Raw genomic sequence first — 22,232 nt, 5'->3', positions numbered from 1 at the left:
CCGGAAATTTGCCTGGCAACCGCCTGCTGATTGAATACACATCGTGGCGGATCCGTATTTCAAGGTCGAAGCGGAGCTTCCCGGGCGGCAAGGGCGCGCCGGTGTCATCCGAACACCGCACGGCGACATCCACACTCCCGCGTTCGTGGCCGTCGGCACCCAGGCGACGGTGAAGTCGGTGTTACCTGAGACCATGAAAAGAATTGGCGCACAAGCACTTCTGGCCAATGCCTACCACCTCTACCTGCAGCCGGGCGCCGACATCGTCGCCGAAGCGGGAGGTCTCGGTGCGTTCATGAACTGGCCGGGCCCCACTTTGACAGACAGCGGCGGATTCCAGGTTCTCTCGCTCGGCGCAGGTTTCCGCAAGGTGCTCGCAATGGACACCGACCGGGTCCAGGCCGACGACGTGATCGCCGAAGGCAAGGAGCGGCTGGCCCGCGTCGACGACGACGGCGTCACGTTCACCTCGCATCTGGATGGATCCACCCACAGGTTCACCCCCGAGGTGTCCATCGGGATTCAGCATCAATTGGGTGCCGACATCATCTTCGCGTTCGACGAGTTGACCACCCTCGTGAACACTCGCGGCTACCAGGAGCAATCCGTTCAGCGCACACACCGGTGGGCGGTGCGCTGCCTGGCCGAGCATCGCAGGCTTAGCGCGCAGAAACCGGATCGTGCGCCGCAGGCCCTGTTCGGCGTGGTGCAGGGAGCGCAGTACGAAGATCTGCGACGGGAAGCAGCGCGCGGGTTGGTGTCGATCGTCGACGACGACGGTCGAGGCTTCGACGGCTACGGCATCGGCGGCGCGCTGGAGAAGCAGAATCTCGCCACGATCGTCGGCTGGGTCAGCGCCGAATTGCCGGCCGACAAACCCCGGCACTTGCTGGGAATCAGTGAGCCCGACGACCTGTTCGCCGCCGTCGCCGCGGGCGCCGACACGTTCGATTGTGTGTCGCCGTCGCGTGTCGCTCGCAATGCCGCGGTGTACTCGGCGACCGGCCGCTTCAACATCACCGGCGCCCGCTACCGCCGCGATTTCACGCCCATCGACGACGAATGTGACTGCTACACATGCCAGCACTACACCCGTGCCTACGTCCATCACCTGTTCAAGGCCAAAGAAATGTTGTCGGCGACGCTCTGCACCATTCACAACGAGCGGTTCATCATCCGGCTTGTCGACGACATTCGATCCGCGATCGGGGCGGGCGAATTCGATGAGCTGCGGTCCGACGTGCTCGGACGGTATTACGGGTCCTGACGCCGCGCTGGCTCGGCTGGACGCGGCCATTGCGCTGTCGGCTGTCACCGCTCGGTTTCCGACGGCCCACCCTGCCGGTGTCGGTTTAGAGCTCCACTTCCTCGAGGATGCGGGCGGTCGGCGGACCGACCAACGCCGGCGCCGAGTCCGGTGACGACCAGATCTGGTGGATCAGAAGCTCACGGAAATTGGTTGCGGCATCGAGGTTCTCGAAGCTCAGGGAGATCACCACATAGTTCGGGTCCTCGGCCCGCTGGTACACCTCGGTGCGCGTCACCCCCGCCGCTTCGCGGGCAGGTGCGAACCTCTTGAACGCGTCTCGCCAGACCGCCAGATCGCTGATCTCGTGCTCGATGTGCAAGACGGGCATGGGACCAGTGTGGACTACCTTGCAAGCTTATGACTTCCACCTTGCTCGACTCGCGCGTCGCGGCGGCTCTCAACCGGATGTTCACCGACGCGGACGCTCAAATGCCGATGCTCGGCGAGCTGATGGGCCGCGACGCCGTGCCCGCCGAGGCGAGCGCTCAGCAGCGCGCCGACGCGCTGAGCGATTTCTACCTGCCGATCACACCGGAAGCGGGCCGCCTGCTGTACACGCTTGTCAGGGCGTCGCGCCCGACGACCGTCGTCGAGTTCGGCATGTCACTCGGCATCTCCGCGATCCACCTGGCGTCGGCGGTGCGCGACAACGGCGAAGGTCGGGTGGTGACTACGGAACTCAACGCCCAGAAGGTCAAGATGGCCACGGCGAACTTCGCCGACGCCGGATTGGACGACCTGATCACCGTGCTGCACGGCGATGCGCTCGAGACCCTGGCATCGGTCGACGGCCCAGTGCAATTCGTCCTGCTCGACGGGTGGAAGGACATGTACGCGGCGGTGCTGCACCTGCTCGAGCCGCGGCTGGCGTCCGGCGCGATGGTCGTCGCCGACAACACGAGCATGGCGGGGCTACAGCCCTATCTCGACTATGTGCGTGAGCCGGCCAACGGGTATGTCAGCGTGCACTTTCCGGTTCGGGACTCCGACAGCATGGAGATCTCGTGCCGGGTGTAGATCACGTCACCAACTCGTCGATGAACTGCCTCGTCCGGTCCTCCTTGGGATCGCCGATCACCTCGGCGGGCGGGCCCTTCTCGAGGATCACCCCGCGATCGGTGAACAGCACCTGATCGGAAACCATTCACCTGGTTCTCGCCGGACGATCCGCCGCACGCCGCGAGCAGCAGCAGCGAGACCAGGAGCATCACGGCCAGGAAGGACTTCCGGACGATGCTCACCGGCGGACGCTAGCAAGTGGCTGGGTGTACAGAAAGAGTTCTGCTCAGCGCGCCGATATAGGATCCGGCGCAATGCCAGAAGAACTGAGTGCCGAAGAAGCCGCCGCGCGCCTGCGCCCCGTCGACACGCTGGGCATACCGCTCGGTCCGGGCCAGCCGCCCGCTTTCCTTCGAATGCTCGGCGAACGCGAGGGCTGGACTGATCTGCGTGTCTACGGCGCCCTGCTGGCCGTCGGGACGGAATTGTTCTCGCGCGAGGGCGTGCATTACCTGTGCGGGTTCTACGGTCCACTCGAACGCGCCCTGCGCGATATGGGCGCCGACATCGAGTTCACTCCCGCCGACTTTCGCCGCTTCGGTCCGCTGCTCGAACGTCAGGCCCCGCGCGTGATGACGACGATCGCGACGCCGCCCGACTCCGACGGCTGGTGCTCGCTGTCGCTGCATGCGGGCGGCACGATTCCCGAATTGCACCGCGCGGGCGCTGATCCGGACCGGCTTCTTGTCGTCGAGGTCTCCGACGCCTTCCCCCGCACGTTCGGACTCGGTGAGAAGCACCGCCATGCCGTGCACGTCGATGAGATAGACATCATGGTGCAGTCGACCGATGCGCCGCTCGCGCTACCCGGGGGAGAGGCGGCGCCGTCCGATGTCGACAAGGAGATCGCCCGGCACACCGTGGATTACATTCCGTCCGGCGCGACGCTGCAGACGGGCATCGGCTCGATCCCGAACCAGATCGCGGTGCTGCTGGCCGAAGGCGAGGGCGGCGACTACGGACTGCACAGCGAGATGTTCACCGACGGCTGCATGAAGCTGCACCGCGCGGGCAAGGTGACCAATACCGGAAAGCGGCAATACGACGGCGTCAGCGTGACGACGTTCGCGTTCGGTTCCTCCGAGTTGTACGAATGGCTCGACGGAAACACCGATGTCGCATTCCTGCCCGTCGAGGTGGTCAACGCCCCCGACGTGATCGCCACCAACGACGAGATGGTCACGATCAACGGCGCCCTCGCCATCGACATCCACGGCCAGGTGGTGGCCGACACGATCGCCGGCGGCCAGTTCAGCGGAATCGGCGGCGCGGAGGACTTCGTGGCGGGGGCGGGTCTCCAGCTGTCGGACCGCTCGCTGATCTGCCTGCCGTCGACGTTCTCCAACGACGGAAAGCTGCAATCGCGGATCGTGCCGTGGTTCGGCCCCGGCGCGGTGATCACCACGCCCCGCCATCAGGTCGACGTGATCGTCACGGAGTACGGCGCCGCCGAACTCGAGGGCCGCACCGTGCGCGAGCGCGGCGAAGCGCTCGCCGCGATCGCCCATCCCCAGTTCCGCGACGAGTTGCTGGCCGCGGCGGCACGGGCATCGAACGGTCGCTCGCCAGTCACCTGACGGCTAGCTCCTCATTAGCGCTTGAGCGCTCGATGAAACCCGTTGTCTGCTTGAATGTTCCGAACACCTTGTCGCCGTAGCTCATGACCACCGACAGATTGGTCGGGCGCTTTTCGGAATGGTGCAGTTCGTGGTTGGAGGCAGGCGGGAACAACCACTTCGGGTAGAAGGGCATGTCGTAACCGCTGTGGGTCACCACCATGGCCGTGGTGTTGAGCACTGCGTAGGCCATCATCACCAGCGGGTGTGCACCGAGCGCCACCGGGGCGACGTACAGGCACAGCATCACCATCAGTCCCTCGACCGGATGGACGACGAAGTTGGTCCAGATGGTCAACGGCGACTTGACCCGGTGGTGCAGGTAGTGAACGTGTTTGAAGACGAATGCGCTTCCGTGCTCGAGGCGGTGCCACCAGTAGGTGAGAAACTCGCCGGCCAGCATGTAGAGGCCTACCTGTACGACAAATGACGTCAATGTCGGTGCGGCAGTGGGCACATCGAGTGAAATCGGATGGAACCGGTCGTTGAGATACAGCAACAGAGCCGCCGAGCCGACATAGGTGGCCGCGACCCGCAATCCGTGCAACGATGCGGCACGCGCCGAAATTCTCTGCGCCGCGACGTCGAGGATCGAGTAGCCGACACCGGTCACCAGCACCACGGCAACCACCACGGGCACGAAGTACAGCGGAAATTCGAAGAACTCCGTGCCGAATCTCTCTAGCAGCCAACCCCAAACAGGCTGCAGTTCGGACTGGTTCATGCGAAGGCTCCTATGTGTCGGTTTAGAGCAGGATTCGTTGGGCCGCGGTGCGGAGCTCGTCGACGCACTGCTCGATCGTGATGTCGCCGACACTGAGCAGAGCCAGATCGGCGAAGAAGACCCGGCCCAGCAGCGTCATCGCCGCATCCATGGCGGGTGGTGTGTCGGTGCCCGCCGTCAGTGCGTCGAACATCCCGCGGACGCCGAGACGGAACTCGTCGGCGACCGGGCCGAGGGCGAGCACCGACGACATGGTTGCTCGCACCATTGGAAGGTCCGATGCGGCTTCCCGGACCACCTGTTCAACGGCGACCTCGATCGCGGGGCTCGATTCCGGTGCCTCGGCGATCGCCTGGGGGAGGCGTGCCGCGAGTTCGTGGCCCCACGCCAGTGCGGCGTCGCAGACCACGTGTTCCTTTGAGGCGAAGTAGCGGTACATCGTCGCCCTGGACACCCCCGCTGTCGCCGCGATGGCCTCCATGCCGACGGCCTCGTGACCCTGCTCGTTGATCAGTTGACGTGCGGCGTGCAGTATCCGCGCGCGAACGTCCAGCTGGCGGGCGTCGAGCGTGCGACGAATCGTCACGGTCGCTGCGCTCACGGAGGTGTCCTTCGGGTCGGGAGTCATAAGTCGAGACACTAGCTGATACTGCGGATGAGGCAGTTGTATCACGTGCTGTGTCAGCGAGGCAAGTGCGCGTCGGAAGAGTTAGTCCGTCGGAAGGTAGATCCACGGCGCGCGCGGCAGCGCCGCCGGATCGAACTGCGCGAGCATCTCCTCGAGGCTTGTCGCCTGCCAGCCGAGCGATGCGGCGATCTGCTCAAGCGCACGCGGAATCCCGATCTCCGCCAGTGTGATGGCGCCGTCGCGCTTGGCCAGCCGCGCCCCGTCGGAGTTGAGCACCAGCGCCACGTGCGCGTAGGTCTGCTGCGGATGGCCCAGCAGTGTCGCGAGGTAGGCCTGCCGAGGCGAGGAAGCTAGCAGGTCGTCGCCGCGCACGACCTGATCGACCCCTTGGGCGGCGTCGTCGACGACCACTGCAAGGTTGTAGGCGGCCACCCCGTCGCCGCGGCGGACAACGAAATCGTCGACCAGGCCGGTGTATTCGCCGTGCAGCAGGTCGTGCACGGTGTAGGCGACGACATCGGTGCGCAGCCGCAGCGCGGGCGGACGACCGGTGGCATCGCGCCGCGCCCTGCGCTCGTCGTCGGTCAGATCGCGGCACGTGCCGGGGTAGGCCCCCTGCGGGGCATGTGGCGCCCGCGGCGCCTGCTGGATATCCTTTCTGCTGCAATAACATTCGTACAACAACCCGCGTTCGGCGAGTTCGTCGACGACATCGTCGTAGCGTTGTGAGTGGCGAGTCTGCCACTCGGCGGGTTCATCCCACGTCAGCCCGATCGCCGCGAGGTCATCAAGCTGTCGGGTGGCGATATCGGTGTGCGTGCGATCGTCGAGGTCGTCGACGCGCATCAAGAAGCGCCTGCCTGAGGTTCGGGCGAACAGCCACGCCAGCACGGCTGTTCGCAGGTTGCCGATGTGCAGGTCTGCCGACGGACTCGGGGCGAACCGGCCGGCTCCCCCGACGTGAGGAGTAGCTCCGAGGGCCATCCGGTCAGCTCGCCTTGGTCTTGACTTCCTGCTTCTGCAGCGAGACCGAGGCAGTGTCGACGGCCGACTCGACGCCCACCCCGTGGCCCGCCACGTTTACCGCGAGACGGGTACGGTCACCGCGGAACAGGTCGCGGGAGAACTCGCACGGCACACCGTGCTGGTCGTGGGTGACCCGGGTGATCAGTAGCAGTGCCGCCTTGGGTTTGATCCCGAGCAGCGACGCCTCAGTGGTGGTGGCGTTGACGGCTTCGATCCGCTCCTCGGCCCGTGTCGGCACGAGACCGTAATGGGCTTCCAGCATTTCGTAGATGGAGCCACCGAGCTGCTGCTCGAGCAGACCGGGGAACGCCTCGGCCGGAAACTGGGCCAGCTCCAGCGAGATCGGTGAGCCGTCGGCGAGCCGGACGCGTTGGATCTCCACGACGAAGTCGCTCGCGGCGATGTGAAGGGCCTTCTGCGTCACCCGGTCAGGGGCGGTGATCTTGGTCGAGATGACCCTGGTGCCTGCGACGTAACCCTGGTTCGCCAGGAACGCGGGAACGCCGACGACGTCGGACAGGCTGCGTTGCACCTGGCCGTGGCTGATGAAGATGCCGCCGGACCGACCGATGACCCGGTGTACCAGTCCCGCTTCCTCCAGCGCAGCCAGTACCTGTCGAAGACTGGACCGGCTCGTGCTGTAGCGCTCGGCGAGGTCTCGCTCGCTGCCGAGCTTGGCGCCGGGATCGCCCGCATTGATGTCCGCAACGATTCGACGCCGCAGCTCCTCGGTCGGCGTCGCCACTCTCGAACCTCCCCGTCGATTTGGTACGGCCAATTCTACCCGGCTACGCCTCCGCCAACGCCTCGTTGGACTCGGGCAGGATCTGACCGCCGTCGACGACAAGCGTCTGACCAGTGATGTAACCGGCTTCGTCGGTGGCGAAGAACAGCGCGGCGTTCCCGATGTCGGCAACACTGCCGAGTCGACCAGCGGGAATCGCCGCAGCCATTTGGTCCATGTATTCCTGACCCATTTCAACGAGGCCCTCGGTGACGATGTTGCCGGGCAGCACGGCGTTGATGGTGATCCGTTTGGGTGCCAGCTCCATTGCCGCGGTCCGGATGAAGCCGAGCTGCGCGGCCTTGCTTGCGCCGTAGTGCGACCACCCGGGAAAGCCGGTGATCGGCCCGGTGATCGACGACGTGACGATCACCCGGCCGTGTCCGCTCGCGGTGAGTGCAGGCAACGCGGCCTGGATCACGAATACGGTGCCCTTGAAATTCACCGCCAGTACCTGCTCGATGTCCTCGGGCGTCAGATCCTCCAGCTTGCCCGACGGGAAGATGCCCGCGTTCGCGCACACGATGTCCAAGCCTTCGTGTCGCTCGATCGCGGCCTCGACCGCACGGCGGCAGTCGTCGGGGTTCGTCACGTCGGCGGAGAAGCCGCTGACCTTCCCCGGTTGGTCGGCGAGCGCCGCCACCGTGGCGTCCAAATCCGCCTGGTTGCGTGCGGTGATCAATACGTCGACGCCTGCTGCGGCAAAGGTTTCGGCGATACCGCGACCGATGCCTTTGCTGCCCCCGGTGACGATGGCGGAACGGCCCTGAAGTGAGGTGAACATGTAGGTGCCCTTCGGTCAGGCCAGTCGATGGCCGTTGGAACTGAGATAGCGCTCAGCGAGCGTGCAGCTGCCTTCGGCGTAGGTGATCGCCTTGGCCTGGGATTCCTTGGAGTGGCTGTGGGTCCCCATCCACGCCAGCAACATCAACCGCCTCAGCAGGACGAACGACGACAGCATGTCCTCGTCTTCGGCTGCCATTGATCTGCGGGTGCGATAGCCGGTGACCCAGGAGTCCTGCCACTCCGGCAGCGCGGGGTCGTCCTCGATGAATGAGACGGCCGTGCCGAAGTCGTAGAAGAACCAGCCGAATCCGCAGTCGTCGAAGTCGATGACGGTGATGGTCGGCCCGTCCACAAGAAGGTTGGCCAGCCGGAGGTCGGCGTGGATGAGGCCGAAGCGGTCGGGTCCGGAGCCGTACTCTCCCAGACGGTTGCACAACAGCTGCTGCGCGCGATCCAGAATGTCGCGTTCGGCATCACCGACACCTGCGGCGTCCCGCCATTGCCCCCAGCGGGCCTCGGCCCCAAGGCAGTTCGGCCAGTCCCAGGCGAACCGACTGAACGACGGTGGCCGCTGCCACGTGTGGGAGTGCTCGTGGAGCGCGGCGGTTATCTGCCCGAGGGTGTGGAAGTCGTCCACGGTCACCGTCTCCTCGTCGGGCTCCGCGCCCGCGACCATGGCGAAATGAACGACATGCCGTGGGATTCCGCGGGAATCGACCGTCACCACGCGCCTGCCGTCGGCTGCTTCCAACACCGTCGGCACGGTGATGTCGCTGTCGCGGCGCAGCGCGTCCAGCCAGTCCAGCTCCGACTCGATCTGATGCGGCAGGTGATAGTTCTGCCGGTGCACCCGAAGGATCGTCTGCGTGCCGGTGCCGGCATGGTCCACCGCGTAGGTCGCGTTCTCCGAAAGGTTCAGCAGCGTCAGCGACGAGCCCTCCGGCAGACCGTATTCGGCAAGGGCAAGCTCGGCCACGTCGATGTCGTTGGAGATCACACCGTCCGAATCCGCCATCAGTGGTCGCGTCCCTCGATCCCGGCCAGCACCGCGGTGATCCGGTCCCTCGCCGTGGTGACGTCAGTCGTGCTTCCGCCGATGTAGAGGCGGCCCGTTGCACCGATCATCTGCACGTCGACGATCGTAAGTCCGGGAGCCGCGCGCTCAGCCTCGTTCGCGGCGACTGCCGCGAACAACGCGGGGGTCATCTCGTAGACGAGCAGCGACTGCCCCGGCAGGATCATCGACGCCTGCCGGTTCCGGTTGAGGATCACCGCATGCTGGTCGGTGATGTCGTCGATGATGTCGTGGAACAGCACGCGCGGCCGGAGCTGATCGGCTGCCCGGTTGCCCGTACCCGCCAGGATCGCCTCGCCGGCACGACGGACGTCGTCCAGCTCGCCGGAGTGCACCTCCAGCACGCCGAACTGGCGCTCCACGTAGAGGATTCCCGGCGCCACCCCGGGCACCTCGCGTAGGGCGAGGTCGATGACCCGCTCGATCGCCAGTGCGGGCGACACCTCGACGATCAGTGCGTGTTCGCCCTCGTACGGCGGATAGCCGCGCGCCCGCGTCGGTGTGCCCAGATATGCGGCGAACTGCCGCTGCAGATCCTCCACGAGGAGGTAGACGCGGATGTCTGTGCGCGTCACCGTCTCTGTAGCCATGACCGCGGCTGACTATTGCGCGGAAACGGCAAAGTGAGCACCGAGCTCGTTGTGCGGCCGGGGGATCACGTGCACGGCGATCAGCTCACCCACCTGGGCCGCAGACTCCGCGCCCGCTTCCGTGGCGGCCTTGACCGCGCCCACCTCGCCGGTGACGATGACGGCGACGAGCCCGTCGCCGACCTGCTGGCGGTCGGTGATGGTGACGTTGGCGGCTTTGACCATCGCGTCGGCAGCCGCAAGCGCGGCGACATACCCCTTGGTCTCGATCATTCCAATCGCGTTGCTCGGCATCACTTTCTCCTTGTCCTCAACTTCTCAGTGCACGGGTCGCGGACTGCTACCCGCTTGTATCGGTGTCGATGGATCCGATGATCAGGGCGTCCACCGGGGGCGGAGTTCCGGTGAACCAGTTGGCCGCGACCGATCCCTGTGCGATCAGGACGCGCTCGCCGACTCCGCTGCCGAGCACGTCGAAGGCGATCAGGCGCGCGCCCGACCCGTCGGCTTCGACTTCGAGAAGGGCGCCCGGCGGCAGCCCGTCGATGCGGCGGGTGGACCAGACCTGTCCGGTTACGGTCGCCGAAATCATCTGCGCTCCTTGTTGATCGTGACCCCAAGCGAACGGGCCTTCTCCCGCGCGAGCGGCGTGATCACTGCCTTCGGCCCGAGCGTCAGGGCCCCGCCCGATGCGGCGATCTCGATGATGTGGCGCTCGGTGACGGCGCCCTTGTCGATGCGATGTGTCGCGGCCTGCGTGCCGCCGGTCTTGGGGTTGGCCAACCGGAAGCTCAACCGGCCGTTGCGCAGGTCGGCGCGGCTCTTCGGATTCTCGAACAGCCGGATCAGCTGTCGCACGAACGCGTCGAGGTCGGCGTCGGTCGCGATACGCACGGTGTCGACACGTGCCTTCTCCTCGGCGGTGAGCGGGGCCGCAGGCCGGAAAGCGCTGTGCCCGTTCGTCGGCTCCGTAGGCGTCGCGAGATCGGCCACGGCGTCGCGCACCACCTCGCGCACGAGTGCGCGCAGGTCGGCTCCGGTCGCTGTCACGCCGTGCCCCGTGCCAACGCATCGTGTGCGGCGGCCGCGGCCTGCCGCACGTCGGCTTCGGTGCCGGAGAGGTACACCCGGCCGGTCGCGCCGATCATCCGATAGTCGACGACTTTGATGTCGGCGGCCTTCTCGGCCTCGTTGGTGGCGAGGATCGCATACGATGCGGGCGCCACCTCGAGCACGAACAACGACTCGCCGGCCAGCACCATGGACCCGATCTTGTTGCGGTTAATCAGGAATGCATGCTGCCGATCGACGCTGGAGATGACGCGGGAGGCCAGTACGGTCGGGCGGACCGCGGAGTCGGCGGTGGCGCCCATCTCCTGTAGGCACGCGTCGGCGGCGGCCTTGACGGCACCGGTTTCGCCGTGGAACTCGAGATAGCCGAATTGGCGTTCGACGACGAGCACCCCCGCTTTCACGTCGGCGTGCTTGAGTGCCACGTCGGTGATGCCCTCGATGTCCAGACCCGGTGCCACCTCGATGATCTGGGCCGCGGCGGCGGCGCGGGGCAGCGCACCCTTTATCCACGTGCCGAGGTAGGACATCGTCTGCGGTTGCAGGCGGTCGATGAAGATGAAGGAACGCAGTTCAGCCACGGCTCACCTCTTGATGAGTTGTGCGAGTTCTTCGGCGACGAGCTGGCGCAGCTCTGCCCGGAGGGCGTCGAGGTTCGGCTCGGTCGCCCGGGATTTGACGGGTGCGCCGTTGCGGCGCGGCGATGCAGGCGTGGACTCCCATTCGTTGGAGGCGCGCGGATATGCGGGAACCCGCCCGGCTGGCGACCGCCACGGAGTGATGCCGGCGAAGTTCGGCATCCCCACCTCCGAATCGCTGTTGTAGGCGATTTTGATCCAGTTCACCAGGTTGTGCGGCGCCAGGTTCTCACCGAGCGAGCTACTGCCGACGAAGCCGGTGCCGAGTGTCATGGAGGGGGCCAGGTTGGTATCCAGCCCGGAGCTGCCGGTGCTGTTGCCGACGTTCACCGAGACCCGCAGGACCGCAACCCTGGCAGCGAAATCCGCGATGACCGAGGGGTTCTCGCTGTGAATAGCCGCCGAATGCCCGACCCCGCCGATCCGGACGATCGTCCTGGCCGCCCGAATGCCGCGTTCCGCGTCGGCCACCGTCGTCATCCCGAGCACCGGCGAGAGCTTCTCGTGGGTGAGCGCCTCTTCTTCGACGACGTGCGCAAACGGCGCGATGAGCACCCGTGTCTTCTGGGTCACCCGCAGTCCGGCCTTGCCCGCGATCCATGCCGCGTCGCGACCCACCACATCGGTGTTGAGATGTCCGAAGGGGTACATGAACTCGCGCAGCCGCGCGACGTCGTCCGCATCGAGGAGGTGGGCACCGTTGCGGGTGAGCGCCGCGCTCAGCTTCTCGGCGACGGACTCCTCGACGATGAGCACCGACTCGTTGGTGCACAGCACCGAGTTGTCGAACGCCTTGCTGTCGACGATTCGGCGGGCAGCGGCGTTGATGTCCGCGCTGGCGTCGACGAAGACCGGCACGTTGCCCGGACCGACCCCGAGTGCAGGGTTGCCTGACGAGTACGCCGCACGCACGACGCCGGTTCCGCCGGTGGCGACGATGACGTCGGTGCGCTCGTCGGCCATCAACGCCTCCGCAAGGGGGATGGACGGTTCGTCGATGACCGAGACGATGCCGTCGGGCGCCCCGGCGCCGACCGCGGCCTCTGCGAGCACCCGCGCCGCGTCCGCCGAGCACTTCTTGGCGCGCGGATGGGGCGCCACCACAACGGCATTGCGGGTCATCAGCGCGAGCAGCACCTTGAAGTACACCGTCGACACGGGATTGGTGGTCGGGGTGATGGCCAGCACAACGCCTGCAGGACGGGGTATCTCGACGATCTTTCGCGCGGTGTCGATCCGCGGTGAGACGAGGTCCTCACCGCGGTAGTGGTCGAGGATGCCCCGCGAAAACGCCCGGTTCTTGATCACCTTGTGCTCGACGACGCCCATCTCGGTCTCGGCGACCGCGGCCTCGGCGAACCGCTCGGCTGCGGTGTATCCGGCGTCGGCGACCGCCTCGACGATGGCCGAAACCGAGGCCTGGTCGTAGTCGGCGTACGCGCGTGCGGCCCACCGGGCACGCTCGAGCAGGTGGCCGGCCTGCGCGGCGGTGGTCATGAAGCCCTCCGATCCATGGCGGCCTTGCGGGCGAATCGCACGGCGACGTCGAGCCGGTCCAGCACGTCTTCGCAGAGACCACGACTGACCAGGATGCCCGGTTTGAATTGCAGCACGCGGGGATCGAGTGTCGAGAAGATCGCCCACACGCCGTTCTCGTAGAGTTCGCGCATCACGAACTTGGCGCCTTCGGGATGATCGAACTCCAGCCCGATCACCACGCCGTTCTGCCGGATCCCGATGAACCAGTCCGGGTTGTCGCTCTGAATGCGGCGCAGCCCTTCGGCGAACAGGTCGGCGATGTAGTGCACCGTCGACCGGACCTCGGGGCGACCGGTGATCTCGAGGGTCTTGATCGCGGCCACGCAGCCCAACTCGGCGCCGCCGAACGTGGAGATGTGCGCGAAGCCGTCCTCGTCGAGCCACTGCGCGGCGCGGTCGCCCAGCAGGGCGGCGGTGATCGGGTACATCCCGCCCGAGAGACCCTTGCCGGTGACGATGATGTCGGGTTCGATGCCGTGCTTGGTGATAGCCCACATCTCGCCGGTCCGCATCAGTCCGGTCTGCACCTCGTCGGCGATGTAGAGCGACCCGTACTTTGAGGCCAGGTCCTTGACCGCCTCGAGATAACCCCGGGGCGGCAGCGGGAAGCCGTACGTGGCCGGGATCGTCTCCATCAACACCGCGGCGACGTCACCTGGCGTCAGCGCCTGCTCCATCGCGGTGAGGTCACCGAACGGCACCTGCACGAACTCGTCGGGCCGGTCGGACAGGAAGATCTTGGCGAAACGGTCGTCTCCGGATGCCACCGCGAGGCCGGTGTGCCCGTGATAAGCCTTCACGATCGAGACGATCTTGCGTCGCTTGGTGGCGTGGCGCGCGCTTTTGATCGCAATGTCGATGGCCTCCCCGCCACCGGACCCGTAGGCGACCTTGGTGATCGACGCGGGCGCCGATTCGACGAGCCGCTGTGCCAGCGCGGTGCGCGCCACCGAGGGGAAGTGATGGTTTCCCACGTCGAAGATCTCGGTGGCTTCCGTGATCGCCTGCACCACTTCGGGATTGCGGTGCCCGAGATTGTAGGTGCCGCCGTTGAGGTGCATGTCGATGAGCCGTCGGCCGCTCATGTCCCACAGGTAGTACCCCTGCCTGCGGTCGATCACGAGGTCGACGCCTTCGTCTGTCCAGAACTGCGTCTTGCCCGGGTTCCAGAACGTCTTCGAGGCCTCCAGCACCTCGGCCTTGGAGTCAAAAGAGAACGTGCCGTAGTCGTACATGCGGCTCCTCTACGGAGTTGAGGGCAGCCCCCACCATAAAAAGGATGGACCATTTATGTCAATGGTTGCGCGCTCCGCTTGCGCGACACTTTTGGTAGTGCCAAACTCCTAGGGTTCGCGTAGTGGCGTACACCACACTCGACTGCCCTTCTACCGCCCGGAGGCTGCCCATAATGACCGACCAGGTCTTGAACCGCGACGAAAACGAGAACAAGAACGAAGTCCACCGACTGAAACCGAACGCGGTCGGCATCGTCGGCGTGATGTTCATGGCGGTCGCCACTGCCGCCCCGATCACCGCAATGGTCGGCAATGTCCCCATCGCGGTGGGCTTCGGAAATGGTTCGTTTGCGCCCGCGGGCTACCTCGTCGCCACCATCGTGTTGTCGCTCTTTGCCGTCGGCTACGCCACGATGGCCAAACACCTCACGGCGACCGGCGCGTTCTACGGCTACATCGCGCACGGTCTCGGCCGCATTGTCGGTATGGCAAGCGGCTTGATCATCACGATGGCCTACGTCGTCTTCGAAGGCTCGCTGATCGGCATCTTCTCGTTCTTCGCGAAGAACTTGATGGAGTCTCTGTTCGGCCTCGACGTGCACTGGATCATTCCCGCGTTGGTGATGATCATCGCGAACTCTGTGCTCGCGTACTACGACATCAACATCACCGCCAAGGTGCTCGGTGTCTTCCTGATCACCGAGATCATCATGCTGTCGCTCGGCGCCTTCGCGGTTCTGGTCCACGGCGGCGGCCCGGAGGGCCTGGTGATCGGCGACACCCTCAACCCGCTCGGCGCGTTCACCTCCGCCGAGGGCATCGTCGGCGCCAGCGCGGGGCTCGGCCTGTTCTTCGCGTTCTGGTCCTGGGTGGGGTTCGAGTCGACCGCCATGTACGGCGAGGAGTCGCGCAACCCGAAGAAGATCATCCCGAGGGCGACCATCCTCAGCGTCGTCGGCATCGGTCTGTTCTACGTCTTCGTCTCGTGGATGGCGATCGCCGGAACCGGGCCGGCCAACGCCATCCAGCTGGCGCAGGACGCGAACACAGCGGGCGACATCTTCTTCGGACCGGTTCGCCAGTACTACGGCGAGTGGGCCGTGACGATGTTCAACATCCTGCTGTGCACGGGTTCCTTCGCGTGCGGAATGGCCTTCCACAACTGCGCCTCTCGCTACCTCTATGCGCTTGGCCGCGAAGGTCTTTCGGAGCGGATGCAGAAGACGGTCGGTAGGACGCATCCCACCCACGGGTCACCGCACATCGCTTCCCTCGTGCAGAGCGGTATCACGCTGGTGCTGATTCTGGCCTTCCTGTTCGCGGGCATGGACCCCTACCTGCACCTCTACACCCTGCTGGCCATTCTCGGCACCATGGCGATCCTGATCGTGCAGTCGTTGTGTGCCTTCTCGGTGATCGCCTACTTCCACTTCCACGGCGAGAACGAGGAGAGCAAGCACTGGTTCAAGACGCTGGTCGCTCCGCTGCTCGGCGGGATCGGCATGCTGTACGTCGTCTTCCTGCTGTGGCAGCACAAGGAGGCAGCGGCTGGCGCCGCGTCGGGCACGCTGCTGTTCAAGCTGACACCGTGGATCGTCGTCGGGTTGTTCGTCCTCGGCGGGGCGCTGGCGCTGTACTTCAAGTACCGGAACCCCGCGAAATACGAGTTGATCGGCCGCGTCATCTACGAAGACACCGAAGTGCGGGAGTAGGAGCGTAGTCCGCCGGTGAGCGACAACGATTTCGGCCTCGGGCGGATGCGCGTCCTCGACGCGAAACCGGTCAACCTCGACGGGTTCTCCGTCACCAACCCGGAGTTGGGGCTGGTCGCGATGGCCAGCCCCTTCGACCCGGACCCGTCGCTCGTGGTGCGTGACGGGGTCGTCGTGGAACTCGACGGCAAGCCGACCGAGGACTTCGACGTCATCGACGAGTTCATCGCCCGCTACGGGTTGGACCTTGAGGTGGCGCCGGAGGCGATGGCACTCGACGACGTGACGCTGGCGCGAATGATGGTCGACCTGACCGTCAGTCGCGCCGAAGTCGCACGGCTGGTCGGCGGGACCACCCCGGCCAAACTGGCCCGCGCGGTCGCCGTGCTCACCCCCGTCGAGATGCAGATGGCGATGAGCAAGATGCGCGCGAGGAGGACGCCGAGCAATCAGGCCCACGTCACCAACCAGCTCGACGACCCACTGCTGATCGCCGCCGACGCGGCCAGCGCCGTGGCCTACGGATTCCGCGAGGTCGAGACCACGGTTCCGGTGCTGGGCGACGCGCCGTCCAACGCGATCGCCCTGCTGATCGGAAGCCAGGTCGGGGTGCCCGGCGCCATGGCCCAGTGCTCGATCGAGGAGGCGTTGGAACTCCGGCTTGGCCTGCGCGGGTTGACCAGCTACGCCGAGACGATCTCCCTCTACGGCACCGAGCAGGTGTTCGTCGATGGCGACGACACCCCGTTCTCCAAGGCGATCCTGACCTCCGCCTATGCCTCGCGCGGCCTGAAAATGCGGGTGACCAGCGGCGGGGGAGCCGAGGTGCTCATGGGCGCGGCCGAGAAATGCTCCATCCTCTACCTCGAGTCGCGATGTGTGTCGCTGGCAAGGGCGCTCGGCGCCCAGGGCGTGCAGAACGGCGGCATCGACGGCGTCGGCGTGGTGTCGTCGGTGCCCGAGGGCATGAAGGAACTGCTCGCCGAGAACCTGATGGTCATGCTGCGCGACCTCGAATCCTGCGCAGGCAACGACAACCTGATCTCCGAATCCGACATCCGCAGAAGCGCGCACACGCTGCCTGTGCTGCTCGCGGGCGCGGACTTCATCTTCTCCGGCTTCGGGTCGATCCCGCGCTACGACAACGCGTTCGCGCTGTCCAACTTCAACTCCGACGACATGGACGACTTCCTTGTGCTGCAGCGAGACTGGGCGGCCGACGGCGGCCTCCGGACCGTCTCGGCCGAACATCTGGCGAAGGTGCGAAGGCGCGCCGCGACCGCGGTCCAGGCGGTCTACCGAGACCTCGGGCTCGCCGACTACGCCGACGACCACATCGAAGTGGTCGTGGCCGCCAATGGATCTCGCGATCTACCGCCCGGCCATCCCAGAATCGTCGCCGAGGCGGCGGCGGCGATCGAGGCCAAACAGCTGACGGTCTTCGACGTGATCGCATCGCTGAAGCGGACCGGTTACGACGACGAGGCGGAGGCCATCATGCGGCTGACCCGCGAACGGCTGAAAGGCGATCAGCTGCAGACGTCGGCGATCTTCGACGACAAGTTCCAGGTGCTGTCGAAGATCACCGATCCGAACGACTACTCCGGACCGGGCACCGGATACGCGCCGACGGACGAGCGGCGCGCCGAGATCGAGAACATCCGGCAGGCGCGCACCGTGCCGGAGTTGACGGCCGATCAGCACGAACACCGCGGCCACCTCACCGTCACCGACGTCGAGGAGGCGCAACAGGGCAGCGATCCGCGCGAAGTCTGCATCGGGCTCTCGCCCGCGTTCGCCCGTACCGTCTGGCTCACGCTGAGTGGTCTGACCGTCGGCGAGGCGCTGCGCCAGATCGAAGCGGGGCTGGAGGAGGAGGGTTGCTTTTCGCGACTCGTCCGGGTCAGATCCACCATCGACGTCGGTCTGATCGGGCTCACCGCAGCGCGGCTATCGGGGTCGGGGATCGGAATCGGGTTGCAGGGCAAGGGCACCGCACTGATTCATCGACGTGATCTTGCCCCGCTGGCCAACCTCGAGCTCTTCAGCGTCGCACCGCAGCTGACGGCCGCGATGTATCGGGAACTCGGCAAGAACGCGGGTAGGCACGCGAAGGGTATGACGCCCGTCCCGATTCTGGGCGGCGGCACCGACGAGTCGATCTCGGCCCGGTACCAGGCCCGCACAGTCGCGCTCGTCGCCCTCGAGCGCGAGCTCTGCGAGCCGGGCCGCTCGCCGATGACGGTGAGGGTGACACGAGCATGAGCCGACAGGAACTCAGCGTGCAGGCGGCCGTCGACGGCAAGCTCGAACTGGCGGATCTCCGGATGGACCCGGCGACGCTGGCGCACCAGGCGTCCGTCGCCAAGGAGCAGCGCAACCCGCAGCTCGCCGACAACTTCTTGCGTGCAGCGGAATTGGCGGTCCTCGACGGCGAAGAGGTCATGGGCCTCTACGAGGCGCTGCGTCCGCACAGGTCGACCGCCGAGGAACTGCAAGCCTTGCGTGCGTCGCTCTCCGACCGCGGCGCCTCGCGGTGCGCCGAGCTCGTGCGGCAGGCCGCCGACGCATATGCTCGTCGAGGCCTTCTGCGTTGACGGCCGCGGGCGTAGTCGCCGGGATCGACGTCGGGAACCACACCACCGAAATAGTCTTGGCGCGCGTCGACGACGGTGACGTCGAGCCGATCGCGCACGGCCAGGCCCCGACCCGGGGTCGGAAGGGCTCTCGCGAATCGCTCGAGGGAGCGGCGGCTCTGCTGCACCGGTTGGAGATCGAGGCGGACGCCGCCGTCGACCAGTTGGTGCTGGCGACGCTGCGTCCGGTCGACACGTCGACGGCGCCGCTTCCGCCACCATCGTCCCCGCACTCGCCGGTGCGTAGCCTGCGCAGGACCGACGCCCGGACGCCTGCCGGCACCGGCTCCGCCGTCGGACGGCATGTGCCGCTCGGCGATCTTGGTGCAGACGTGATCGCCGGTCCTGCAATAGTTTCCGTCGACGCGGCCACCGACTTCGAGGTGGCCGCCGAGCAGGTCACCCGCGCGCTCGAGCGCGGCTGGCAGATCGTGGGTGTGCTCGCCGCGCAGGACGATGCCGTGCTCATCCGCAACCGCATACCCGCCGACGTGCCCGTCGTCGACGAGGTCGATCTGGCGGGGCTCGAACGGGGAGTGCTGGTCGCCGTGGAGGTGGTCGCCGAAGGGCGCGCCTACCGTGCGATGGCCGACCCGATCGCGCTGTCTGCGGCTCTGCAGCTCGGGCACGAGAAGATCCGCGACGTCGCCGTTTTCACCAGGGAGCTGGCGGACTCGCCCGCCATCGCGGTCACCGTGCGAACCGAACCGCCGGAACCGCCCGCGCCGGACGACGACTATGTCGACTGCGTCGTGGACGGCAAGGAGGAGCGCTACACCCCCGCGCAGGCGCAGAGCCTCCTGCGGTCGCAACCGCCGGGCAGCGTGCTGCGGGTTCGGCTTCGCGCCATTGCGTCGTCGGAGGACGAACTCGCCGTCGACGACGTGTTCTTCACCGATCTGGCGTCGATCGACAACGGGGCATGGCTGCGAAGGGGGATCGCCGAGACGCACGGCACCGTCGTCGCGCTTCTCGCCGCCGACGACGTGGCTGACGCTGCGGCGACCATGACGGAGCTGACGGGCAAGCCGGCGCGCACGGTCGCCACCGAACCGGAGGCCGCGGCCTATGGCGCGCGGACGACGCCGGGCCTGCCGCCGGGATCGATCGTATGTGACATCGGCGGCGGCACAATCGATTTGGTCGGCGGCGGGGTGACGGTGGTGGCGGCCGGAGCGGGCGAGACGATAACCGTCGCTGTCGCAAGAGTGCTCGGCATCCCCCTGGCGCTGGCTGAGCAGGTGAAGCGGTCACCGGCCGTGCGTGTGGAAAGCCCGCACATCGCTCACGAAGAGGACGGGCGCCGCGTGTTCCTCGACAAGCAGGCTTCCGCCGACGCCATCGGTCGGCTGTGCACCCGAGGGAGCGCCGGCCTTGTTCCGTTCACGGGCAGGCTCGCCGCCGAGGAGTGGCGCAGCCTGCGACTGGCCATCAAACAGGAAACCGTGGCAGCCAACATCGCCCGCTGCATGCAGGTGTTCGATGAGGGCCCAAGCGCACTCGTCCTCGCAGGCGGCGGAGCGCTCGACGACGAACTGCTCCGCACCGTCAGTGAAGCGTTGAGCGGCACCGACGTGGTTGTCGGCAGGGCGAACGTAGACGGTGTGCATGGACCGCGATACGCCGTCGCATCAGGGCTGATTCACCTGTACGCCGCGGACTAACGCTCCCACGGGGCCGTTTCACCCATCTTCTTGTAGTACTTGGCCAGATGGCTCTTCACCCGGTCTTCGTCGTCAGACGGTATGTCGATCCCGCCGCGCGCGCCGTCGACGATCGCCCCTGCCGCCATCACCGCGCGCGGAACGACTTTCAGTTCGCCGCCGACCACGTCGGCGATCAGCAGCTTGTAGGCGGTGAAATTGGTCTTCTTGTCGCTGTCGTACCAGACGTGGGCGTCGCGGTATTCCTGGTTCGGCTCGTCTTCGGCGCCGGCCCATTTGCGGACCCGCTTCTCCGCCGCGTTGCCGTCCCACCCACGGTCCCGGTCGGCGAGCGGCAGATCTTGGAATGCTGTCACGGACATGCACATCGGGTGCCCGGTCAGTACGACGTCAAACCAGCCGGCAGGCCGTCGAGCGCCTGGTCGATGTGGTCCTTCCACTGTTTCGGCTGGATGCGGTGCACTGCCGAGACACCTTGGAACGCGCTGGAAATCACGACATCGGGGCTCAGTGTGCGCAACAGCCGCAGGCTTTCGCCCAACGCGTCGGCGTCCCCGACGCCGGGGATGTAACCGGCCCACCAGTTTCCCGAGTCGCCGAGTATCAGGGTGTCGCCGGTGAACAGGTATCTGCCCTCGGCGCCGTTGACCAGATAGCAGGTGCTGCCGGGTGAGTGGCCCGGCGTCGGGATGATCTCGACGTCGTTGGCGTCGACGTGTCGGCCGGCCAGTGGTACGTCGACGTGGGCATGCTGCCCGATTTCGAGCAGTTCCGTGACGGGGGCGTGCAGCGCCGAATCGAAACGGCCGGCGATCGCCGCCAACATCGGCCCGGCTTCGTCGCGGTGTGACAGGTATTGATCGGAGATGCCGCCGAGGGCTTCGAGTTCGGCGAAGTCGGCGTCTGTCGCGGTGGAGTAGAACAGCGCGTTGCGGCCGGTCCACAGGAATGCGTGGGTCGTCAGCCCGGGGAAGGGCGAGTCGGTGCGGGTCTGCCAGAGGTCACTCAGAACTTGTTCCATGGGAACCACCGTGCAACCCGAACAAAGGTTGAGGTCAAGCGTGAGCGGTCACAGGCCCGGAACGATGTCGCCGAGTGTGAACGTGACGGGTTGTTCGAGCTGTGCGTAGGTGCACGAGCGTGGCTCACGGTCTGGCCGCCAACGGCTGAATTGCGCTGTGTGGCGGAACCTCTCGCCTTCCATGTGGTCGTAGCGCACCTCGACGACCCGCTCGGGTCGCAGCGGCACGAAGGAGAGGTCCTTGCCCGCGTTCCAGCGCGAGCCACCTCCATAGCGGCGCACGACGTCCGGTTCCGCGGTTGCCGCCCAGTTCCATGGGTGTCTGTCGAACGTGGTGACGAGCGGCTGTAGTTCGGTGAGCAGCTGGCGACGCATTGCCATCGGGAAGGCGCCGATGACGCCGACGGATGCCAGGGTGCCGTCGTCCTTGTAGAGCCCGAGCAGTAGCGAGCCGACCGCATCGGCACCGGACTTGTGCAGTCGGTATCCGGCGACGACGCAGTCGGCGGTCCGGGCGTGCTTGACCTTGAACATGATTCGCTTGTCCGGTTGATATCGGATTGTCAGCGGCTTGGCGACGATCCCGTCGAGGCCTGCCCCCTCGAACTCGGCGAACCACCGATGTGCCGTCGCCGGATCGGTGGTCGCCGGAGTGACGTGGAACGTGGGGCCCGCGTCGGCCAACGCGTCGACGAGTGCGGCCCGCCGCTCACTGAACGGCCGACCCGTGTAGTCGTCGTCGCCGAGGGCGAGCAGGTCGAACGCGATGAACGACGCCGGAGTCTGTTCGGCGAGCATCTTCACCCGCGACGCGGCAGGGTGCAGCCGGAGTTGCAGCGCCTCGAAGTCCAACGCACCGTCGGCGGCGATGACGATCTCGCCGTCGACGACGCAGCGGTCGGGCAGCTCCGCGACAGCCGCATCGACGAGCTCCGGGAAGTAGCGGGTCATCGGACGCTCGTTGCGACTGCCGAACTCGACCTCGTCGCCGTCACGGAAGCAGATCGACCGGAAGCCGTCCCACTTGGGCTCATAGGAGGCGCCCGGCGGAATCGCAGGCACCGACTTGCACAACATGGGCGAAACCGGCGGCATGACGGGCAGCTGCACCCGCCTATT

Annotated in this window: 24 protein-coding genes and 1 pseudogene; 7 read left to right on the top strand and 18 right to left on the bottom strand. The window is 66.4% G+C overall.

Features of this window, described 5'->3' with window-relative positions:
• The first annotated feature begins 43 nt into the window (after positions 1 to 43).
• Complete coding sequence (gene tgt, locus C6A82_RS25065) at positions 44 to 1,267, top strand: tRNA guanosine(34) transglycosylase Tgt (protein ID WP_105341430.1); 1,224 nt, start codon at positions 44 to 46, stop codon at positions 1,265 to 1,267.
• Between the two features lie 85 nt (positions 1,268 to 1,352).
• On the opposite strand, the gene C6A82_RS25060 is transcribed toward tgt, so the two are convergent.
• Positions 1,353 to 1,637, bottom strand: a complete 285-nt coding sequence (locus C6A82_RS25060) for a hypothetical protein (protein WP_105341428.1) — start codon at positions 1,635 to 1,637, stop codon at positions 1,353 to 1,355.
• 101 nt (positions 1,638 to 1,738) lie between these two features.
• On the opposite strand from C6A82_RS25060, the gene C6A82_RS25055 reads away from it, so the two are divergent.
• The gene (locus C6A82_RS25055; protein ID WP_396836839.1) at positions 1,739 to 2,326 is read left to right on the top strand and encodes an O-methyltransferase; all 588 of its coding nucleotides are present in this window, start codon (positions 1,739 to 1,741) and stop codon (positions 2,324 to 2,326) included.
• A gap of 1 nt (position 2,327) precedes the next feature.
• Here the strand turns inward: C6A82_RS25055 and glnQ are convergent.
• Positions 2,328 to 2,450: pseudogene (gene glnQ / locus C6A82_RS25050) on the bottom strand (glutamine ABC transporter ATP-binding protein GlnQ); the annotation flags it as partial.
• A 172-nt stretch (positions 2,451 to 2,622) separates the two neighbouring features.
• Between glnQ and C6A82_RS25045 the strand changes: the two are divergent.
• Complete coding sequence (locus C6A82_RS25045) at positions 2,623 to 3,945, top strand: acetyl-CoA hydrolase/transferase family protein (protein ID WP_105345259.1); 1,323 nt, start codon at positions 2,623 to 2,625, stop codon at positions 3,943 to 3,945.
• Here C6A82_RS25045 and C6A82_RS25040 read toward each other — a convergent pair.
• The 13 genes from C6A82_RS25040 to C6A82_RS24980 form a co-directional block, all read right to left on the bottom strand.
• Complete coding sequence (locus tag C6A82_RS25040) at positions 3,938 to 4,708, bottom strand: sterol desaturase family protein (protein ID WP_105345261.1); 771 nt, start codon at positions 4,706 to 4,708, stop codon at positions 3,938 to 3,940. The two genes, C6A82_RS25045 and C6A82_RS25040, sit on opposite strands and share 8 nt — an antisense overlap.
• Positions 4,709 to 4,730: 22 nt before the next feature.
• Positions 4,731 to 5,309 (bottom strand): TetR/AcrR family transcriptional regulator, encoded by a 579-nt coding sequence (locus tag C6A82_RS25035; protein ID WP_158261634.1) that lies wholly within the window; start codon positions 5,307 to 5,309, stop codon positions 4,731 to 4,733.
• Between the two features lie 108 nt (positions 5,310 to 5,417).
• Positions 5,418 to 6,320, bottom strand: coding sequence for a tRNA glutamyl-Q(34) synthetase GluQRS (gluQRS, locus tag C6A82_RS25030; protein ID WP_105345264.1), 903 nt, complete (start codon positions 6,318 to 6,320; stop codon positions 5,418 to 5,420).
• A 4-nt stretch (positions 6,321 to 6,324) separates the two neighbouring features.
• Entirely contained in the window at positions 6,325 to 7,107 is a 783-nt protein-coding gene (locus C6A82_RS25025; RefSeq protein WP_105345265.1) for a GntR family transcriptional regulator, read from the bottom strand.
• A 43-nt stretch (positions 7,108 to 7,150) separates the two neighbouring features.
• Complete coding sequence (fabG, locus tag C6A82_RS25020) at positions 7,151 to 7,930, bottom strand: 3-oxoacyl-ACP reductase FabG (RefSeq protein ID WP_105345267.1); 780 nt, start codon at positions 7,928 to 7,930, stop codon at positions 7,151 to 7,153.
• 15 nt (positions 7,931 to 7,945) lie between these two features.
• On the bottom strand, positions 7,946 to 8,947 hold the full coding sequence (locus tag C6A82_RS25015) for a phosphotransferase enzyme family protein (protein WP_105345269.1): 1,002 nt from the start codon (positions 8,945 to 8,947) through the stop codon (positions 7,946 to 7,948).
• Positions 8,947 to 9,597 (bottom strand): microcompartment protein, encoded by a 651-nt coding sequence (locus tag C6A82_RS25010; protein WP_105345271.1) that lies wholly within the window; start codon positions 9,595 to 9,597, stop codon positions 8,947 to 8,949. The genes C6A82_RS25015 and C6A82_RS25010 overlap by 1 nt, the downstream gene beginning before the upstream one ends.
• Positions 9,598 to 9,609: 12 nt before the next feature.
• The gene (locus C6A82_RS25005; protein ID WP_105345272.1) at positions 9,610 to 9,891 is read right to left on the bottom strand and encodes a BMC domain-containing protein; all 282 of its coding nucleotides are present in this window, start codon (positions 9,889 to 9,891) and stop codon (positions 9,610 to 9,612) included.
• A 46-nt stretch (positions 9,892 to 9,937) separates the two neighbouring features.
• The gene (locus tag C6A82_RS25000; protein ID WP_105345273.1) at positions 9,938 to 10,189 is read right to left on the bottom strand and encodes a EutN/CcmL family microcompartment protein; all 252 of its coding nucleotides are present in this window, start codon (positions 10,187 to 10,189) and stop codon (positions 9,938 to 9,940) included.
• Positions 10,186 to 10,647 (bottom strand): hypothetical protein, encoded by a 462-nt coding sequence (locus C6A82_RS24995; protein WP_105345275.1) that lies wholly within the window; start codon positions 10,645 to 10,647, stop codon positions 10,186 to 10,188. Before C6A82_RS24995 ends, C6A82_RS25000 begins: the two co-directional genes overlap by 4 nt.
• On the bottom strand, positions 10,644 to 11,249 hold the full coding sequence (locus C6A82_RS24990) for a BMC domain-containing protein (RefSeq protein WP_105345276.1): 606 nt from the start codon (positions 11,247 to 11,249) through the stop codon (positions 10,644 to 10,646). Before C6A82_RS24990 ends, C6A82_RS24995 begins: the two co-directional genes overlap by 4 nt.
• 3 nt (positions 11,250 to 11,252) lie before the next feature.
• The gene (locus C6A82_RS24985) at positions 11,253 to 12,803 is read right to left on the bottom strand and encodes an aldehyde dehydrogenase family protein (protein ID WP_105345278.1); all 1,551 of its coding nucleotides are present in this window, start codon (positions 12,801 to 12,803) and stop codon (positions 11,253 to 11,255) included.
• Entirely contained in the window at positions 12,800 to 14,080 is a 1,281-nt protein-coding gene (locus C6A82_RS24980) for an aspartate aminotransferase family protein (RefSeq protein ID WP_105345280.1), read from the bottom strand. The genes C6A82_RS24985 and C6A82_RS24980 overlap by 4 nt, the downstream gene beginning before the upstream one ends.
• Before the next feature lie 173 nt (positions 14,081 to 14,253).
• On the opposite strand from C6A82_RS24980, the gene C6A82_RS24975 reads away from it, so the two are divergent.
• The 4 genes from C6A82_RS24975 to C6A82_RS24960 are packed head-to-tail and all read left to right on the top strand — an operon-like array spanning position 14,254 to position 20,092.
• Positions 14,254 to 15,792, top strand: a complete 1,539-nt coding sequence (locus C6A82_RS24975) for an APC family permease (RefSeq protein WP_105345281.1) — start codon at positions 14,254 to 14,256, stop codon at positions 15,790 to 15,792.
• 45 nt (positions 15,793 to 15,837) lie between these two features.
• On the top strand, positions 15,838 to 18,057 hold the full coding sequence (locus C6A82_RS24970) for a propanediol/glycerol family dehydratase large subunit (RefSeq protein WP_105345291.1): 2,220 nt from the start codon (positions 15,838 to 15,840) through the stop codon (positions 18,055 to 18,057).
• Positions 18,054 to 18,389, top strand: coding sequence for a diol dehydratase small subunit (locus tag C6A82_RS24965; RefSeq protein WP_105345283.1), 336 nt, complete (start codon positions 18,054 to 18,056; stop codon positions 18,387 to 18,389). Before C6A82_RS24970 ends, C6A82_RS24965 begins: the two co-directional genes overlap by 4 nt.
• Positions 18,386 to 20,092, top strand: a complete 1,707-nt coding sequence (locus C6A82_RS24960; RefSeq protein ID WP_105345284.1) for a diol dehydratase reactivase ATPase-like domain-containing protein — start codon at positions 18,386 to 18,388, stop codon at positions 20,090 to 20,092. The genes C6A82_RS24965 and C6A82_RS24960 overlap by 4 nt, the downstream gene beginning before the upstream one ends.
• On the opposite strand, the gene C6A82_RS24955 is transcribed toward C6A82_RS24960, so the two are convergent.
• From C6A82_RS24955 to C6A82_RS24945, 3 genes are read right to left on the bottom strand one after another with little or no spacing between them, the layout of a single operon-like run.
• Positions 20,089 to 20,454 (bottom strand): hypothetical protein, encoded by a 366-nt coding sequence (locus C6A82_RS24955; protein ID WP_105345286.1) that lies wholly within the window; start codon positions 20,452 to 20,454, stop codon positions 20,089 to 20,091. The two genes, C6A82_RS24960 and C6A82_RS24955, sit on opposite strands and share 4 nt — an antisense overlap.
• A 17-nt stretch (positions 20,455 to 20,471) precedes the next feature.
• Positions 20,472 to 21,113: an MBL fold metallo-hydrolase gene (locus C6A82_RS24950; RefSeq protein WP_105345287.1), complete on the bottom strand. Its 642-nt coding sequence runs from the start codon at positions 21,111 to 21,113 to the stop codon at positions 20,472 to 20,474.
• A gap of 48 nt (positions 21,114 to 21,161) precedes the next feature.
• Positions 21,162 to 22,223 (bottom strand): ATP-dependent DNA ligase, encoded by a 1,062-nt coding sequence (locus C6A82_RS24945; RefSeq protein ID WP_311101529.1) that lies wholly within the window; start codon positions 22,221 to 22,223, stop codon positions 21,162 to 21,164.
• Between the last annotated feature and the right edge of the window lie 9 nt (positions 22,224 to 22,232).

Origin of the sequence: Mycobacterium sp. ITM-2016-00318 (assembly GCF_002968285.2) — a bacterium.
In the GTDB taxonomy this organism is placed as follows: Bacteria; Actinomycetota; Actinomycetes; order Mycobacteriales; family Mycobacteriaceae; genus Mycobacterium.
The sequence above is the reverse complement of the archived record's forward strand: the minus strand, read 5'-3'. Positions and strand labels throughout refer to the sequence as shown.